This is a genomic window from Paracoccus ravus (assembly GCF_004522175.1).
Lineage (GTDB): Bacteria > Pseudomonadota > Alphaproteobacteria > Rhodobacterales > Rhodobacteraceae > Paracoccus > Paracoccus ravus.
On record NZ_SDEB01000023.1, the window covers coordinates 23176 to 39553 of the forward strand.

Sequence of the window (16378 nt, forward strand, 5' to 3'; positions counted from 1 at the left end):
CGAGACCGGGACCGGGACCGAAGGATCAGCCCGGATCGCGCGGGAACACCCGCCCCTGGAACAGTTTTCGGGCGGTGCGCAGGGTCCCTGCGCCGGTCACCCGGCCTTGGGCATCCTGTTCGATCAGAACCTCTGCGGCACCGGTCGGATGCTCGATCAGAAAGCGGCCGTCGGGGGGCTGCACGGCCAGATCCGCTGCGGGCGAGCCGGGCAGGGTGCAGGCCGTCGCCACGCTGACGGCGGCAAAGACCCCGATCGAGGCGTGGCAGCGATGCGGGATGAAGCTGCGCGTCCCGATCGTGCCTCCCGACACCGGAGCCGAAACCAGCGTCATCTTGGGCACGGATTTCTCGGTGACATCTCTCAGGTTCATCAGCCTTCCGGCCTGCAATCGGATCGCCTCGAGCCGCGCTTTCAGGCCCGCATCGGCGTCGAGAAACGCGGGGCTTTCCTCTCCGGTCAGGCCAAGGTCACTGGCCCGCAAGATGACGCAGGGCATGCCATTATCAATCAGCGTGCAGGACACGCCGTCGATCTTGTCAGATTCTTGCCCGCTGGGCAGCAGCGCCCCGCACATCGAGCCCGCGATATTCTGGAACATCAGCGGAATCGGCGCGGCCGTGCCAGGCACGCCGTCGATCGCCGCCACACCGGCATAGCAGACGCGGCCCCCCGGCGTCTGCACCCGCGACCGCGCGATCTCGCCCGTGTTCAGCATGTGAATGCAGACCGGAGTTTCGTCGCCATTGACCTCGACCAGCCCGCATTCGATCGCGGCAGGGCCGACAGCAGCCAGAATATTGCCGCAAGCCTGCGCGTCCGAGACCAGAGCCTGATCGACAAAGACCTGCAGGAACAGATAGTCCACATCCGCATCCGGATGAGAGGGCGGCGACAGGATCGCGACTTTCGAGGTCAGCGGATCGCCTCCCCCGATCCCGTCGATCTGGCGTGGATCGGGACTGCCCATGATCCGCAGCAGCAGCGCATCCCGCGCGGCAGGCTCGGCGGGCAGGTCCGAGGCCAGAAAACAGGCCCCTTTCGAGGTCCCTCCACGCATCCACAGGCAGGGGATGCCGTCTTGCTCAGCGCTCATCGCAGGCTCTCAATCTTTCTTGTCCAAATATCCTCGGGGGTGAATTGCCCGGAACGGGCAAGAGGGGGCGCGAGCGCCCCCTGATCCTTCAGACATATTTCAGCCCCTTGGATGCGAGCCTCGGGCGCATGTCGTAGATGTCGAGGCCCAGTTCCCCGCTGGTCAGACGCTGGCGCTTGGCCTCTTCGGCATCCATACGCTTGCGGGCGGCGGCCAGCACGGCCTTGGCGTCGGTGCGGCGCACGACGCAGACCCCGTCATCATCCGCGACGATGACATCCCCGGCCTCGATCGCCTGCCCGGCACAAACGACCGGGATATTGACCGAGCCCAGTGTCTCTTTGACGGTGCCCTGTGCGCTGATCGCCTTGGACCAGACCGGGAAGCCCATCTGCGTCAGATCGCGGATGTCGCGCACGCCTGCGTCGATCACCAGACCCCTGCAGCCCCGCGCCATGGCGCTGGTCGCCAGCAGGTCGCCGAAATAGCCATTTTCGCAGGGCGAGGTCGGGGCAAGGACAAGAATATCCCCCTCGCGCAATTGCTCGATCGCGACATGCAGCATCCAGTTGTCGCCGGGCGGCGCGCTGATCGTCACCGCCGAACCCGCGATGCGGGCCCCCGCATAGATCGGGCGCATATAGCTTGCGAGGCAGCCGATCCGTCCCTGGGCCTCGTGGACGGTGGCCACGCCTGCCTCGGCAAGGCCCGCGACGGTCTCGAGATCGGCCCGTTCGATGTTCTGAAGGACAATATTCATGTGCAGTTCCGCTTCCCTTGCTGGGTCGGCCACGCGGGGCTGGCCGGATTGTCGGATATGGTTGGCGTCATTTCGCCAAGCGCTCGACGGTGACCTTCTCGCCGACGGAAATGGTCATCAGATCCTCACCGACCTCGAGCGGGCCGTCATAGGTCGTCCGCGTCTCGGCCACGAGGTCGTCAATGCTGGGCTCGGGGATGTCCTGGGTCGAAAGCATCACGATATGGGTATAGACCGCCAGCCTGGGCGCGACGCGGGCAAAGCCCTCGCCCGCCTCGGCCGGAAGGGTGTGATGGCCAAGGATGCGCGACTGGACAGGCTGCGTCGCAAGCTCGGGACGGGCCATCGCGACCTCGTGGCTCAGCACATCAGCGCCCTTGCTGCTTTCGATCAGGTTCTCGTCGAACTTGGTGTCGCCGCTGATGACGACCGCGTGGCCGTCATGCGCGATGCGGTAGCCGACCGAGGGTTCGATGAGCTCGCCGTGATTGACCGTGAAAGCCGTCACCGTGACGCCGTTCTGATCAAAGACCACGCCTTCCTCGGTGAATTCGCTGACATCCATCGCGACGCTTTCCGGGGTGATTTTTTCATCCTCGATGCGCGTGGTCTTGTCGATCGAGAAGGCCGCGTCGATATGCTGCATCATCTCGCCCGTGCCGCGCGGACCGATCACCCGAAACGGCGTCTCACGCCGACCGTAAGGCGCCGGAATATAGCCGGTCATCCAAAGGTCGGGGATGCCGCTGACATGATCCGAATGGAAATGCGTCACGAAAAGCGCGTCGATCGCGCCGACGGGGATATTTTTCTGCGATAGCCGGACCGGCACGCCGCGCCCTGCGTCAAAGACCAGTCGCAACCCGCCGGCTTCGACCAGGGTGCTCGATCCGCTGCGGTCCGGGCGCGGGGCGGGCGAGGCCGTTCCGAGCAATGTCACCCGGATCGCGGGCTCGGCCTCTTGCGCATGACCTGCGCCGACGCTGATGACGGCCATCAGGCCCGCGGCGGCCAGCGTGGTCAGTTTCGTCATTCGGTTTGCTCCCATTTAGTCCGAGAAATCACAGCTTCTGCACGGGCGGCGTGCCATGGGTATGGAATGTCTCGATGGTCTTCAGGCCCCAAGCCTGGCCCTTCTTGCGGTCGGCCTCGGTCCAGATGACCGGCTGCCAGTCGGGCGCAAGAATCAGCCGCGCGCCGGAATTGGCGAGCTCGACCCGGTTGCCGGCGGGTTCCCAGACATACAGGAAGAAGGTGCCCTGAATCGCGTGCTTGTGCGGCCCGGTCTCGATATGGACGCCGTTCTGCAGGAAGATGTCCGCGGCGCGCAGGATGTCCTCGCGCTGGTCGGTGGCATAGGTCACGTGATGCAGCCGACCCCCTCCTGAAACAATGGGGCCGCCGCCATGTTCCTCGGTGCAGGCGAGGTCATAGGTCTTGTTGTTGACGGTGAACCAGCAGCCGCCGATCCGGCCGTTATCCAACTGGATCATCTCGGTCACGCGGCTGCCGAGGCAGGTCTCCATGAAGCGGCGGAACTCGGTCACGTCCGAAGCGAGCAGGTTCAGGTGATCCAATCGGCGCGGCGCGGCCCCGGTGAAGGCGCTCGCGGTGTTCTTCAGCGCGGCGCGGTCCTCGGCCGGGGCCTGGAACCAGACCGTGTCGTAATAAATCTCGAAGACATGGCCGAAGGGGTCCTCGAAGCGGAAGGCGCGGCCGTGGCTCTGATCGCCGTCCACCCAGCCATGGGTCTTGTAACCCGAGGCCTCGATGGCGGAAACCCGGCGCGCCAATGCCTCGGGAGAGGCCGCGCGATAGGCGATGTGCGCAACCCCGGTCCGGTCCGCGCGGGTCAGCTTCAGCGAGGCATGCTCATAGTCGTCCCATGCCCGCAGATAGGCGCTGGTCTCGTCCTGACCCGAGAGTTTCAGCCCGTAGACGCGGGTGAAGAAATCGAGGCTTTCCTCGAAGCGGTCGGTCAGCATCTCGACATGGGCGAAATGCGCGATGTCGTGGCAATGTTCCATCAGAGTTCGTCCACGGTGCGCGGGAAGACGGATTGGAAGCCTTCGGCGTATTTGCAGTCGCGCCCGCCGGACTGGCCGCCCGAATTGCGCTTGAAGTGGTTGGCGCGCTGCTGGGCGACGCGGGTGTAATAGTCCCACAGATGGACCTGCCCGTTCATGTGCTCCATCGCAGTGCGCTTCTTTTCCCAGACCGGGGTGATGTCGAGGAAGGTGTCGGGCTTCCAGCCCATCTGCTCGGTCTGGTGCGGCTCGAACAGGTAAAGCTGCGGCGCGCCCAACACCTTCTCGCCGGGGTTATGGCCCCAGGCCTGCGCGACCATGCGGCATTCCAGCGCCACCTGGGACATGTACATGTGGTCGGTATTATAGGGATCGTATTGGCTGTGGCTCATCATGAAGCTGGGCTGGACCTTGCGGATCAGATCGACCAGCTTGAACTTGTCCTCGCGTTCCAGATGCAGGGGATAGTCGCCCAGATCGAAGCATTCGAGATGCGCGACGCCCAGAACCTCGGCGGCGGCCTCGGCCTCGGCGCGGCGGATCGCCTTGACCTCGTTTAGCGACTTGCCCTCTTTCCACAGCTTCGCGCTTTCGCCGCGCTCGCCAAAGGACAGGCAGGCGACGGTCACATCGTAGCCCATCTCGGCATGCAGCGCGATCGCGCCGCCACAGCGCCAGACGAAATCGGCGGCATGGGCGGATATGACCAATGCGGTCTTCTTGGCGGACATCTTTCTTCCTCCGGATCAGTTGCCGGAAATCTGTCGCGGGCCGGCCGAAAGGGCAAATTGGAAGCGCGGCATCCGTGATAAGTTTGTGCTATATCACTTTCCGCTATCATCTGAGCGCGCGGCGAATGTCGAATCTGCTATAGCGCAAATTTATGACCGTGGGCTGGCTTTGAATTGGCGGTTTCCGAGGCGGGCGGCGTAATTCCTTCCTATCCGCGGGCGCGCCAGGCGCTCCGCCAAGGGGAGGATAATGATGAGATCCGCATTCAAACTGGCCCTGTTCGGCCTGGCCCTGAGCAGCAGCGCCGTATTCGCCGATGAGTTGAAATTTGCCAACTTCATGCCGCCGACGCATCCTTATGTCCCGGGCGCTTTCGAGCCCTTCGCCAAGGCCGTCACGGACGCCACCAAGGGCGAGGTCACGGTCAAGCTTTACAATGGCGGCGAGCTGGGTGCTGGCCCGGTCGAGCAATATTCCCGTGTCGTCGATGGCGTGGCCGAACTGGCGGTTTCGCTGCCCGGTTATACCGCCTCGCAGTTTCCGCTGACGCTGACGGCGGAACTGCCGGGTGTGCTGGACGAGGCCACCGGCACCGAGAACCTGTGGAAGCATCTGAGCGAATTCGACCATGATTACCGCCGCGTGCAGCTGGTCGCGCTGTGGTCCAGCGCCGAGAACCTGCTCTTCAGCCGTGAGAAGCCGGTGCGCAGCTTGGCCGATGTGAAAGGCATGAAGATCCGCGTGCCCTCGCGCAATACCGGCCTTCTGGTCGAGGCCTGGGGCGGCACGCCGGTCTCGATGCCGGTGTCCGAGATTTACAACGCCATGCAGACCGGGGTGATCGACGCGGCGATGATCGACGGCACCGGGATCAACGCCTTCAAGCTGGCCGAGGTGGCCAATTCCATCACCAAGGGGATGAAGACGACGAACTCGCCCTTCTTCATCATCATGAACCGGGACGCGTTCGACGCGCTGAGCCCGGAACAGCAGGAAGCCGTCAGGACCGCGGGCAAGCAGGCCTCGCTGGACGGGCAGAAGGTGCAACTGACTGTGGCCGAGAAGGGTCTGGCCGATTTCGCCGCCACCTCCGGCAAGGAAGTCATCACGCTGGACGCCGCCGCCGCCGCCGAATTCGATGCGGCCGCCGAGAACGTCACCCAGACGGTGCTGGCCGAAACCGAAGGCGCGCAGGCCATCGCCGATGCGCTGAAGGTCCAGTAACCGCCATGCGCCGGTTTCTTGGCCTTGCCCGGTCGGACTGTCTGGACCGGGCGACCCTGTGGCTGGCGATGCTGGCCGCAGGGGCGCTGCTCTTCATGGTGGCGGTGATCTCGGCGGGCGTCGTGCTGCGCTATGCCTTCGGCATCCCCGTGCTGGGCCTCAACGAGATCAATCAGATGACCGCTGTGGTGCTGGTGATGGCCGCGCTGCCTTATTGCACCGCCCGCAACGGCCATGTCGGCGTCGATGTCTTCGACAATGCGATCGGGCGCTGGGGGCGCTTTGCCGGCGATATCGGCTCACGGCTGCTCTCGGCGTTTGTGCTGTCGGTGCTGGTGCGCCGCGCCGTCGCCAAGGCGCTGGACGCTTATGAATTCGAGGATACGACCAATATGCTCGGCCTGCCCATCTGGCCCTTCTACGGCGTGCTGGCGCTTGGCATGGCGCTTTGCGTGCTGGTCTTCGCCGTGCAGATCTTCGGCCTTCTTCGCGAAGGAGCCCGCTGATGGAACCGACCACGATCGGCCTTCTGGGCATCGCGTTCCTGTTTCTTCTGATGATCTTCCGCACACCGGTGGCCTTTGCCATGCTGCTCTCGGGCTTCTTCGGCATGTGGGCGCTCGAGGGGTTCCGCACCGCCGGCGCGCTGATCATGACCGAAAGCTTTTCGGCGGTCGCGAGCGAGACCCTGATCGTCGTGCCGATGTTCGTGCTTCTGGGGAATATCGCTTCGGCTGCGGGCTTCTCGCGCGGTCTCTATGACGCGGCCTTCGCCTGGGTCGGGCATTTCCGGGGCGGGCTGGCCTCGGCCTCGGTGCTGGGCTGCGCGGCGTTTTCCGCGGTCTCGGGATCTTCGGTGGCGACCGCCGTCACCATCGGCAAGGTCGCGCTGCCCGAGATGCGGCGGCTGGGCTATGCCGACGGGCTGGCGACCGGATCGGTCGCGGCGGGGGGGACGCTGGGTTTCCTGATCCCGCCCTCGACCGGCTTCGTGCTTTACGCCATCCTGACCGAGCAATCCATCGGGCGGCTCTTTATGGCGGGCATCGGGCCGGGTGTGCTGCTGATGGTGCTGTTCATGGCGACCGTCTGGCTGGTCGCCTTGCGCGATCCGGCGCTTGCGCCCGCAGGTCCGAATGTGCCACTCGCCGAGCGCTTTCGCATCCTTGGCCGCGCTGCACCGCTTCTGGTGGTGATGGTGCTGACCATTGGCGGTATCTATGTCGGCGCCTTCACTCCGGTCGAAGCCTCGGGCATCGGTGCGGCGCTGGTGATCTTGCTGGCGCTCGCCAGCGGCAAGCTGGGCTGGCGCGGCTTTTCCGAGGCCGTCATGGACACGCTCAAGACCTCGGCCATGCTCTACATGATCGTGATTGGTGCGAATGTGCTGAACCCGTTCTTTGCGGTGACGCAGATCCCGGCTTTTCTGGGCGAGGGGCTGCAGGGCCTCGGCCTTGGTCCCTATGGCACGCTCACCGTGATCATCCTCGCCTATGTGGTGATGGGCATGTTCATGGACGGGCTGTCGATGCTGGTGATCTCGATCCCGATCGTCTTCCCGGTGATCACCGAGCTCGGCTTCGACCCGATCTGGTTCGGCGTCATCGCGGTGATCGTGATCGAGATGGGCATGATCACCCCGCCGGTGGGGCTGAACGTGTTCGTCGTACGCGGGGTGGCCGGCGATGTTCCGCTGGCGACGGTGTTCCGGGGCGTGATGCCGTTCCTGCTGGCGATGCTGCTGGGGCTGATCCTGATCGTTCTGGTGCCGCAGATCGCGCTGTTCATCCCGAACTCGATGTTCGGCTGAGCGCTTCAGGGTGCGGTCAGCCGTGCCGCGCTTTGGCGCAGGATGTCCAGAAACTCGCGCTGCGCCCGCGTCGGTTCCCAGCCGGCGCGGGTCGTCACGCCGATGGGGCGCATCGCGAAGGGCAGGGGAACGGGCAGGATAGCAAGCGATGCGGCCTCGACCTCGGCCTGCATCCGCGAGACACCGCCCAGATGATCGCTGCCGCGCAGGATCTCGCGCATCATGATCACGGACGAGGTTTCGATCACATTGGGCAGGCTGTGACCGAGCAACAGCGCGTCGAGAATGCCGCGAATGGGGGTCGAGCGGCGTGGCATGACCCAAGGGTAGCTCGCAAGATTAGGGGTCTCGATACCCGAGCGGGACAGCAGCGGATGGTCTTTGCGCGCCACGACGACGACCTCATCGTCGAAAAGGCGCTCCTGCGCGATATCCTCGATCGGACTGGGCAGGCGCAGCGCGCCCAGCATCATGTCGATCTCGCCGCGCCGCAAGCCGGTCAGCAATTCGTCATAGCGCCCGTCGATCACCTCAAAGGGAAAGCTGGGTCGCGCTTTGCGGAATTCCAGAATGGCCGAAGGCAGCCAGCCCGAGCGCGACAGCGGCAGCGCCCCGATCACGATGCGCCCGACCTCGCGCCCGCCAAGCGCGGCAAGGTCCGATTCCGCCTGATCCAGCTCCGCCATGGCAAGCCGCGCGGCCTGGGCCAGATGTTGACCCGCGCGGGTGGTGATCAGCCCATGCGCGGTGCGTTGGAACAGGCTGACTCCGGCGGCCTGCTCCAGTGTCGAAGCGGCGCGATGCACGGTGGGCTGCGCCAGACCCAGCTTGCGCGCGGCAAGGGTGAAATTCTCCATCTCGGTCACGGCGATCAGCGCGGAAAGCTGCGCCCATGTCGCCTGTACCCGAACCGAGCGGGCCATATCGGCCATTACCGTGTCGAGAAGCCGCAGCGCCCGCGTGGCGCGATGGGCCAGGATCTCGCCCGCCTCGGTCACATAGAGGCCCTGCGGGCTGCGCTGGAAAAGCACCTGCCCGGTGTCCTGCCCGAGCTTGGCCATGGCCTGCGTGACCGCCGGTTGCGAGACATGGCAGATCTCGGCGGCCCGGGTGACGGAATTGCTGCGTGCCAATGCGAGAAACATCCTGAGATGGCGAAGACTGGGCAGCATGCGGAAATCCCTGACGATGCTCCGGCCATACAGGCTTTGCCGCATGGGCGCAAACCCGCCCCTTGCGACGCGACCGGGACGGGCCCGCGCCCCGGCCGCCGCTTGCCGAACTTGCGCCCATGGCCGTTTTCCCCGACACAGGGGGCGAACCGGGGAGAGGGAGAGAAGATGAGCAACCGCAAGATCCGATGGGGCGTGCTGTCCACCGCGAATATCGGCCTGACCAAGGTGATACCGGCCATCATGAAATCGCCCCATTCCGAGGTGGTGGCCATCGCCTCGCGCAGCGAGGCCGCCGCCCGTGCCGCGGCAGACCGGCTGGGGATCGCCCGCGCGCATGGCTCCTATGAGGCCCTGCTGGCCGACCCCGATGTGGATGCGATCTATAATCCCCTGCCCAACCATCTTCATGTGCCCATGACCCTTGCCGCGAATGCCGCGGGCAAGCATGTGCTGTGCGAAAAGCCCATCGCTCTCACGGAGGCCGAGGCGGCGCAATTGCGCGGGGCCGACCAGCGGCTGCTGATCCACGAAGGATTCATGGTCCGCTTTCACCGTCAATGGCAGCGCGCCCATGAGATCGCCGCCTCGGGCGAGCTGGGCGAGGTCCGGCTGGTCCGGGCGCTGTTCTCCTATTTCAACGATGACCCCGGCAATGTACGCAACCGCGCCGATATCGGCGGCGGCGGGATCCTGGATATCGGCTGCTATCCGGTCACTGCGGGGCGGTTTTTCTTTGATTGTGAACCGCGCCGGGTGGTCTCGCTGATGGAACGCGACCCCGGTTTCGGCACCGACCGCCTTGCCAGCGTGATCGCTGATTTCGGGGCGGGGCGGCAGCTTGCCTTTACCGTCTCGACCCAGCTTGTCCCGACCCAATCACTCGAGATCGTCGGAACGCGGGGGCGGGTCGAGATCGTGATCCCCTTCAACGCGCCAGCCGATGGTGCGACGGCCCTCCTTGTCGATCAGGGCGCGTCGCTTGACGGGTCGCTTGCGCGGCGCGAGATCCTGCCGCGCTCGGATCAATATGCCGATATGGCCGAGGCCTTTGCGCTGGCGGCGCTGGGACAGGGGAAATTGCGCTGGGGGGTCGAGGACGCGATACGCTCGATGCGCGTGCTGGACGCGATCGCCGAAAGCGAAAAGCGTGGTGGCTGGATCGCGGTCGCCGAGAAATGATCCGGTTTGGCGCGAATGGCAACATATCTGGCGCACAAGGCAAAGATCGGCCCGCCAGACCGGCCCTAGGCTGCGACATCCCCCTTTTGCCGCGGCGTAGGAAGCGGCATCGCAGCCACGAGGCCCATGATGAGCACGAATTCCGAAGGCCGCTCCGGCAGGTTCAACCGCCGCCAGTTCCTGAACGCCACCAGCGGCATCGCCGCGACCGCGATGATCGGGATTGCTGCACGACCGGCGCAGGGGGGCAGCGCGATGAGTGATCCAAGCCGCCTTGGCGTCGTCGATCTTGCCCGCGCGATCCGCGCCAAGGACGTCTCGTGCCGCGAGGTCATGCAGGCCTGTCTGGCGCGGATCGAGGCCGAGAACCCGACCTATAACGCCATCGTCTCGTTGCAGGACCCCGAAAAGCTGATGGCCGCCGCCGACGCGGCCGATCGCGCGCTCTCGCAGGGGCGGGAACTGGGCGCGCTGCACGGCATCCCGCAGGCCCCCAAGGATCTGACCGCGACTGCGGGCATCCCGACGACGCAGGGCTCTGCCATCCTTCGCGACTATGTCCCCAAGACCGATAGCGTCATCGTCGAGCGCGCACGGCGCGAGGGCGCAATCCTGATCGGCAAGACCAATACGCCGGAATTCGGGCTGGGCTCGCACACCTATAACGCCGTCTTCGGCACCACGGTGAATGCCCTCGATCCCCGGCTGTCGGCGGGCGGGTCCAGCGGCGGCGCGGCGGTCGCGCTGGCGCGCCACATGCTGCCGGTCGCGGATGGCAGCGACATGATGGGCTCGCTGCGCAATCCGGCGGGCTGGAACAATGTCGTGGGGTTCCGCCCGACCCAGGGGCTGGTGCCCTATGCGCCCACGGGCGAGGTCTTCGTCCAGCAGCTTGGCTATGAAGGGCCGATGGGGCGCACGGTCGCGGACACCGCCTATCTGCTGTCGGTTCAGGCCGGTTACGACGCCCGCGCGCCCTTGTCGCTGGATATCGACGGACGGCAGTTCCGTGACGGCCTGTCGCGCGACGTCAAGGGGATGCGGATCGGCTGGCTGGGCGATCTTGGCGGCCACCTTCCGACCGAAGCGGGTGTGCTCGAGACCTGCCGCAAGGCGTTGGGTCATTTCACCGCGCTCGGCTGTGAGGTCGAAGAGGCGCGTATCGACCATGACATGGACGCGCTTTGGCAGACCTGGCTGACCCTGCGCAGCTTTACCATCGCGGGCGTGGCGCGGCCGCTTTATGAAAACGAGGCCGCCCGCGCGCAGATGAAGCCCGAGGCGATCTGGGAGATCGAGATGGGGCTGAAGCTCAGCGGGACGGATATCTATGCCGCGAGCGCCGCGCGATCGGCCTTTCACCAGGCGATGCTGGCGGCATTCCAGCGCCACGATTTCCTGGTCCTGCCCACGGCGCAGATTTTCCCCTTTGACGCCAAGCTCGACTGGCCCAAGGAAATCGCGGGCAGGTCGATGGACAGCTATCACCGCTGGATGGAGGTCGTCATTCCCGCAACACTCGCCGGAACCCCGGTCGCGGCGGTCCCCGCCGGTTTCGGCCCAAGGGGGGCAAGCCAGCCGATGGGGCTGCAGATCATCGGCCCGCGCCGTGCGGATCTGGCCGTGCTGCAGATCGCCCATGCCTATGAACAGGCAAGCGGCTTTCCCGGACAGCTGCCCGGCTGAGGCCATGACCTGACGGCGGCGCGGGCGCGATCCGCCCAGCCGACCAGCGGATGATTTCAGGATTTACCGCGCCCTCGCCTGGGTTAGACTTGGCGGGGGCGACCTCTTGCAGTTGGGTTGACTTTTTCCGCGGCCGCGCGGTGAAGCCCGGCCGCGTCCGGACTGATGCAGGAGAGACAATGTCCCGCAAGATCCAGGCCATTTTCCGCTATTTCCACCGCACGATCCCGTTTCGCCTCCGGCCGGCGCTTGCCGCGACCGCCGTGCTGGTCGGGCTGTTGCTTACCCCCACACCTGATGGGCTGACCCCCGAGGCATGGGATCTGGTCGCGATCTTTCTGACGACGATCGTCGCCATCATCCTCAAGGTGATGCCGATCGGGGTGATGGCGCTGATGGCCATCGTGATCGTCTCGGTGTCGCAGGTCACGTCGGACAGTTCGCGCGGCGCGGTCGCGGACGCCCTGTCGAGCTTTTCAAGCGCGCTGATCTGGCTGATCGTCGTGGCGATCCTGATTTCCCGGGGGCTGAAAAAGACCGGGCTGGGCAATCGAATCGGCCTGCTCTTCATAAAGGCGCTCGGTCGGCGCACTTTGGGCATCGGCTATGGTCTGGCGGCCTGCGAACTGGTGCTTGCGCCCTTTACCCCCAGCAATACGGCGCGCGGCGGAGGCATCGTGCATCCGATCATGCGATCCATCGCCACCGCCTTTCGGTCCGAGCCCGCGGAAGGCACCCAGGGCCGGATCGGGACCTATCTTGCGCTCGTGAACATGCATTCGAACCCCATCACCTCGGGAATGTTCATCACCGCGACCGCGCCCAATCCGCTGGTCGTGGATTACGTCGCCCGCGCCTCGGGCGGGAGCCTGCAATTCACATGGACGGCTTGGGCGTTTGCGATGCTCGTGCCGGGGCTGGTCTGCCTGTTGCTCATGCCGCTGGCGATCTTGCTGCTTTCGCCGCCCGAACTCAAACAGACGCCGCAGGCGGTGCAATTCGCCCGCAGCGCGCTTGACCGGATGGGCCCGCTTTCCGGCGGAGAATGGACCATGATCGCGGTTTTCGCGCTGCTGCTTCTGCTTTGGGCCAATGTGCCCGCGATGCTCTTTGGGCCGGCGCTGAGCATGGACCCGACCGCCACGGCCTTCGTCGGGCTTTTCGCGCTGATCATCACCGGAACGATCTCTTGGGACGATGTGCTGGCCGAGAAGACCGCATGGGACACGCTGATCTGGTTCGGCGCGCTCGTCATGCTGGCAGAACAACTGAACAAGCTGGGCGTGATCACATGGTTCTCGGACCTGTTGCGCGACGCCATCCTGGGCGCCGGGCTGGCTTGGCCCGCCGCAGCGGCGGTTCTGGTCCTGGTCTTTGTTTTCTCGCATTATTTCTTTGCCAGCACGACGGCACATATCTCGGCCATGATGCTTGCCTTTCTGAGCGTGGGCGTGCAGCTCGTGCCCGCCGATTACCACGGGCTTTTCATCCTGATGATGGTGGCGGGCTCGACCATCATGATGTCCCTGACCCATTACGCCACCGGAACCTCGCCGATCATCTTTGGCAGCGGTTATGTCGGATTGGGGCGCTGGTGGGGCGTCGGGCTTGCAATGTGCGTGATCGAACTTGCCGTCTACGCCGTGATCGGCGGGGCTTGGTGGAAGCTGCTCGGCTATTGGTAGGATGGGCGTGACCGGAATTTTTTGCCCTGACTGTCGGGCAGCCGACATGTCCGCGACCCGGCCGGGGCTAGGCTAGCATCAGGATGTCGTGGTGGGCGTTCTGCGTAACGAGTGTAACGGTTCTGGTCTGCTGATGAGTGGGGCGACTTGCGTCGCCCTGCTCCATATGCGTTGATGGCACGGGTCGGCCCGGCTTGTTCCTTCTGCTCGCGGCCAAGGACAGTTTCATCTCGGGGCCGACATCTTCATGGACGGAATTCTGCGTCACCAGCTGGACAACGGTCTGCTCCAGGGCATCTCCGAACCGCAGAGACAGGCATTTCTTGCAGATTGCCCCAGCCGCAGCTTTCCCGACGCCAAGGACATCCTGCAACAGGGCCTTTCGACCGAGATTTTCTTTATCATCGCCGAGGGGCAGGTCGAGGTCAGCTATCTCGATCCCGAAGGCAATTCCATCGTGGTTCATATCGCCAGCCCCGGCGAGGTTCTGGGCGAGGTCGAGGCCCTGTCCGGCCGGGATTGCGCCGCGACCTGCAAAGCGCAGAGCGGCGCCCGTCTTCTGGTCTGCACGCCAGACGTGCTGTTCCGGCATCTGCCGCTGGCCCAGCTGATCCGCAACCTTGCCGCCCTGCTGCATGAGCGGCTGGTGCGGGACAACCGTCAGCGCTCGGTCGACAACTTCATGACGGCGGATCAGCGGATCGACCATTATCTGCGCGAATTGACCAGCCCGGCCCAGCCCCGGCTTTGCGTCAGCCAGAGCTACATTGCCACATTGGCGGGCTGCACACGCCAGACGGTCAATCTGCGACTGAGACAGCTTCGCGAAAATGGCGCGATCGAATTCGGCCGGGGCGAGATCCGCATCATTGACCGCGACAGGCTGCATGAGGTCAGGGCAACACAGTGATGCCATCCCGGCGGGTGCCGGTCGCCTTGCCAAAACTGATGGCAGGATTTCTGGAACAATCCCTCTCAACCGCCGGTTACATGATCCGCGCCATTTCAGGCGCTGGAGGAGAGGAAATGTCTCAGGACCAGGATCGCGACCAGAACCAGGGCAATGACCAGGAGCAGCGCCGGAACCAGCAGGGAGGTCAAGAAGGCGGCGGTGGCCAGCAAGGCGACCAGCGCGAGGATCAGCGGCAAGGTCAGCGCCAAGGGCAGGACCAACAAAAAGACGAGCGCCCGAACCAACGCTGAGCGCCACTGTCTGACGCGGCGGCCCGGTCTGGGCCGCCGAGGTTTTCCCTCTGCTTGTCCCGCGCGGCGCAGGGCCGGAATAGTTGGGCGCGACCCGGAAACGCGTCCTCATCCGCTGCGCCGGTTACGGTATTGCCAGCGCTCGCGCCGCGCAAGTTCTGCTGTGCGGGACTGTGCAAGGCAAGCCGATCTGTCCGACTTCTCCCGCAAGCCCAACTCGTTTCAGTCAGCGGCGAGCCATACCCTTGCCCTATCCAGGTCCTCGGCCGAGATATCATGTCCGGCAGGGATCGTGCAGGCCACCAGATCCGCGCCCGTCATCCGCAGGGCAGGTTCGAGCGGCAGGGCCTTTTCGGCCAGCGGATCGTCTTGTCCCGTTATCAGCAGGATCCGGACATCCGGCAGATTTGCCGAGGGCGGGTCATCGAGCACATCGACGGCGCGCAATAAAATGGCCCGCTTGACCAAGCCCGGCTGCAGACGCAGAAACGCGGCCAGCAGATTGGCGCCATTGGAATAGCCCAGAAACAGCAATCGCTCGGGGTTGAGGCCATAGGCCCGGCTGGCGCTGGCGATGAAATCGGCAAAGGCCTCGGCCTCGGCGCGGATATCGCTCTGGTCATAGCGCGTGGCGTCAAGGCGACGGAACCAGCGATTGACGCCTTCTTCGTTCGATCGTCCGCGCACCCCCAGCAATCGGGCCCGTGGGTTCAGACGGTGCGCCAGCGGCATCAGATCGGATTCGTCGCCACCCGAGCCGTGCAGCAGCAGGATGGCCGAATCGTCGGGGTCATTCGGGACGTGAAACCGATGGATGAAGGGCAGATCGCGCATGGGAATCCGCGGCGCGCCCGGCAGCGCGAATTGCGGCAGCATGACGCGCAGATCCTCGGCCTGCGCGTTGTCCTGAGGAGGGATCATGAGAGTCCCGCCCAGATCGTCGGGGGCCTCATCGACCGCGAAACCCGGCCCGTCAGTCGCGTATTCAAGCAGGGTTCCCATCGGCTCGCGGACATAGAGCGACAGAAAATACTTGCGGTCATGGACGTTCGTGACCCCCTCATGCCCCTTCAGGGCAAGACGCATCGCCTGGACGGCTTCGACATTGTTGGCGCGAAATGCCACATGATCGAACATCCCCGTCCCCGGAATTGCCGGCACGAAGCCTTTCGAGGCGCGAATATCGACAAAATCCGTGTCGGATCTCATCCGGAGGAAAGGGCCGTCACGCGATGCCTCGGCATAACCGAAACGGGCGATGAAATCGGCGGTCTGCCGGGCATCCTCGGTCAGGATCGTCACGCTGTGGATGCGATGCGGCGCGGATGCCGGAGGCATCTCCATTCCCACCAGCTTGACGACGATTCCGTCCGGGTCGCGCAGCCGCAAGACCGCTTCGCCCATCTCGCGCGTGGGGCCGGTGACGGGGATGCCAGCCGTAATCGCCCGCGTCAACCAGTCCCCCATCGAATCCTGAGGGACCGAGAAAGCGATTTCGGAGACCACTCCAAGGCCGGTGCGCCCGCGCGCGCCGGCCTCCCAGACGAGAAAAGTTACCAGCGAGCCGGGGCTGCCCAGAGGATCACCGTAAAAGAGATGAAGCTGCCGGGCATCCTCATAACCCCCGGTTTGCTTCACAAGGCGAAGCCCCAGAAACCCGACATAGAAATCGACATTCCTCTGCACATTCGCCGTGATTGCCGTGACATGGTGGATACCGGTGGTCATGGCCCTGTCCTGCGGTTGCTGCTGCGTTCTTGATATCCTTGCCGAAACCTTCGGGCAATGGGCTGGCGTGGTT

General features: G+C 64.8%; 15 protein-coding genes. 7 read left to right on the plus strand and 8 right to left on the minus strand.

Annotated elements, in window-relative coordinates:
- Positions 1-25: 25 nt before the first annotated feature.
- The 5 genes from ESZ60_RS16055 to ESZ60_RS16075 all read right to left on the minus strand — a co-directional run bounded on the left by ESZ60_RS16055 (position 26) and on the right by ESZ60_RS16075 (position 4614).
- A complete protein-coding gene (locus ESZ60_RS16055) occupies positions 26-1096 on the minus strand; it encodes a 4-oxalomesaconate tautomerase (RefSeq protein ID WP_134681741.1) in 1071 nt (356 codons plus the stop codon).
- Positions 1097-1184: 88 nt separating this feature from the next.
- Positions 1185-1856 (minus strand): 4-carboxy-4-hydroxy-2-oxoadipate aldolase/oxaloacetate decarboxylase, encoded by a 672-nt coding sequence (locus tag ESZ60_RS16060; protein ID WP_134681742.1) that lies wholly within the window; start codon positions 1854-1856, stop codon positions 1185-1187.
- 67 nt (positions 1857-1923) lie between these two features.
- On the minus strand, positions 1924-2889 hold the full coding sequence (locus ESZ60_RS16065; protein WP_209021325.1) for an MBL fold metallo-hydrolase: 966 nt from the start codon (positions 2887-2889) through the stop codon (positions 1924-1926).
- A 28-nt stretch (positions 2890-2917) separates the two neighbouring features.
- Entirely contained in the window at positions 2918-3883 is a 966-nt protein-coding gene (locus ESZ60_RS16070; protein WP_134681743.1) for a VOC family protein, read from the minus strand.
- Positions 3883-4614: a PIG-L deacetylase family protein gene (locus tag ESZ60_RS16075; protein WP_134681744.1), complete on the minus strand. Its 732-nt coding sequence runs from the start codon at positions 4612-4614 to the stop codon at positions 3883-3885. The genes ESZ60_RS16070 and ESZ60_RS16075 overlap by 1 nt, the downstream gene beginning before the upstream one ends.
- A 250-nt stretch (positions 4615-4864) precedes the next feature.
- Here ESZ60_RS16075 and ESZ60_RS16080 point away from each other — a divergent pair, with 250 nt between their 5' ends.
- From ESZ60_RS16080 to ESZ60_RS16090, 3 genes are read left to right on the plus strand one after another with little or no spacing between them, the layout of a single operon-like run.
- A complete protein-coding gene (locus tag ESZ60_RS16080) occupies positions 4865-5839 on the plus strand; it encodes a TRAP transporter substrate-binding protein (protein ID WP_134681745.1) in 975 nt (324 codons plus the stop codon).
- A gap of 5 nt (positions 5840-5844) precedes the next feature.
- Positions 5845-6345: a TRAP transporter small permease gene (locus ESZ60_RS16085; protein WP_134681746.1), complete on the plus strand. Its 501-nt coding sequence runs from the start codon at positions 5845-5847 to the stop codon at positions 6343-6345.
- Entirely contained in the window at positions 6345-7649 is a 1305-nt protein-coding gene (locus ESZ60_RS16090; protein ID WP_134681747.1) for a TRAP transporter large permease, read from the plus strand. Before ESZ60_RS16085 ends, ESZ60_RS16090 begins: the two co-directional genes overlap by 1 nt.
- 5 nt (positions 7650-7654) lie before the next feature.
- Here the strand turns inward: ESZ60_RS16090 and ESZ60_RS16095 are convergent, their stop codons facing one another.
- The gene (locus tag ESZ60_RS16095) at positions 7655-8821 is read right to left on the minus strand and encodes a LysR family transcriptional regulator (RefSeq protein WP_134681748.1); all 1167 of its coding nucleotides are present in this window, start codon (positions 8819-8821) and stop codon (positions 7655-7657) included.
- Between the two features lie 168 nt (positions 8822-8989).
- On the opposite strand from ESZ60_RS16095, the gene ESZ60_RS16100 reads away from it, so the two are divergent.
- The 4 genes from ESZ60_RS16100 to ESZ60_RS16115 all read left to right on the plus strand — a co-directional run bounded on the left by ESZ60_RS16100 (position 8990) and on the right by ESZ60_RS16115 (position 14284).
- On the plus strand, positions 8990-10003 hold the full coding sequence (locus tag ESZ60_RS16100; RefSeq protein ID WP_134681749.1) for a Gfo/Idh/MocA family protein: 1014 nt from the start codon (positions 8990-8992) through the stop codon (positions 10001-10003).
- Between the two features lie 126 nt (positions 10004-10129).
- Positions 10130-11689 carry an amidase gene (locus ESZ60_RS16105; RefSeq protein WP_245155731.1) on the plus strand — a complete coding sequence of 520 codons (1560 nt, stop codon included), beginning with the start codon at positions 10130-10132 and terminating at the stop codon, positions 11687-11689.
- 179 nt (positions 11690-11868) lie between these two features.
- Positions 11869-13374, plus strand: a complete 1506-nt coding sequence (locus tag ESZ60_RS16110) for a DASS family sodium-coupled anion symporter (protein ID WP_134681750.1) — start codon at positions 11869-11871, stop codon at positions 13372-13374.
- A gap of 247 nt (positions 13375-13621) precedes the next feature.
- The gene (locus ESZ60_RS16115) at positions 13622-14284 is read left to right on the plus strand and encodes a Crp/Fnr family transcriptional regulator (RefSeq protein ID WP_134681751.1); all 663 of its coding nucleotides are present in this window, start codon (positions 13622-13624) and stop codon (positions 14282-14284) included.
- Positions 14285-14379: 95 nt separating this feature from the next.
- Here ESZ60_RS16115 and ESZ60_RS16120 read toward each other — a convergent pair whose 3' ends face one another.
- Complete coding sequence (locus ESZ60_RS16120; RefSeq protein WP_134681752.1) at positions 14380-14571, minus strand: hypothetical protein; 192 nt, start codon at positions 14569-14571, stop codon at positions 14380-14382.
- Between the two features lie 228 nt (positions 14572-14799).
- On the minus strand, positions 14800-16305 hold the full coding sequence (locus ESZ60_RS16125; protein ID WP_134681753.1) for a VOC family protein: 1506 nt from the start codon (positions 16303-16305) through the stop codon (positions 14800-14802).
- Between the last annotated feature and the right edge of the window lie 73 nt (positions 16306-16378).

Excerpts from the sequence above, each read along its gene's own strand:
- ESZ60_RS16055 (WP_134681741.1), bottom strand. The coding sequence starts at position 1,096 with ATGAGCGCTGAGCAAGACGGCATCCCCTGCCTGTGGATGCGTGGAGGG.
- ESZ60_RS16060 (WP_134681742.1), bottom strand. The coding sequence starts at position 1,856 with ATGAATATTGTCCTTCAGAACATCGAACGGGCCGATCTCGAGACCGTC.
- ESZ60_RS16065 (WP_209021325.1), bottom strand. The coding sequence starts at position 2,889 with ATGACGAAACTGACCACGCTGGCCGCCGCGGGCCTGATGGCCGTCATC.
- ESZ60_RS16070 (WP_134681743.1), bottom strand. The coding sequence starts at position 3,883 with ATGGAACATTGCCACGACATCGCGCATTTCGCCCATGTCGAGATGCTG.
- ESZ60_RS16075 (WP_134681744.1), bottom strand. The coding sequence starts at position 4,614 with ATGTCCGCCAAGAAGACCGCATTGGTCATATCCGCCCATGCCGCCGAT.
- ESZ60_RS16080 (WP_134681745.1), top strand. The coding sequence starts at position 4,865 with ATGATGAGATCCGCATTCAAACTGGCCCTGTTCGGCCTGGCCCTGAGC.
- ESZ60_RS16085 (WP_134681746.1), top strand. The coding sequence starts at position 5,845 with ATGCGCCGGTTTCTTGGCCTTGCCCGGTCGGACTGTCTGGACCGGGCG.
- ESZ60_RS16090 (WP_134681747.1), top strand. The coding sequence starts at position 6,345 with ATGGAACCGACCACGATCGGCCTTCTGGGCATCGCGTTCCTGTTTCTT.
- ESZ60_RS16095 (WP_134681748.1), bottom strand. The coding sequence starts at position 8,821 with ATGCTGCCCAGTCTTCGCCATCTCAGGATGTTTCTCGCATTGGCACGC.
- ESZ60_RS16100 (WP_134681749.1), top strand. The coding sequence starts at position 8,990 with ATGAGCAACCGCAAGATCCGATGGGGCGTGCTGTCCACCGCGAATATC.
- ESZ60_RS16105 (WP_245155731.1), top strand. The coding sequence starts at position 10,130 with ATGATGAGCACGAATTCCGAAGGCCGCTCCGGCAGGTTCAACCGCCGC.
- ESZ60_RS16110 (WP_134681750.1), top strand. The coding sequence starts at position 11,869 with ATGTCCCGCAAGATCCAGGCCATTTTCCGCTATTTCCACCGCACGATC.
- ESZ60_RS16115 (WP_134681751.1), top strand. The coding sequence starts at position 13,622 with ATGGACGGAATTCTGCGTCACCAGCTGGACAACGGTCTGCTCCAGGGC.
- ESZ60_RS16125 (WP_134681753.1), bottom strand. The coding sequence starts at position 16,305 with ATGACCACCGGTATCCACCATGTCACGGCAATCACGGCGAATGTGCAG.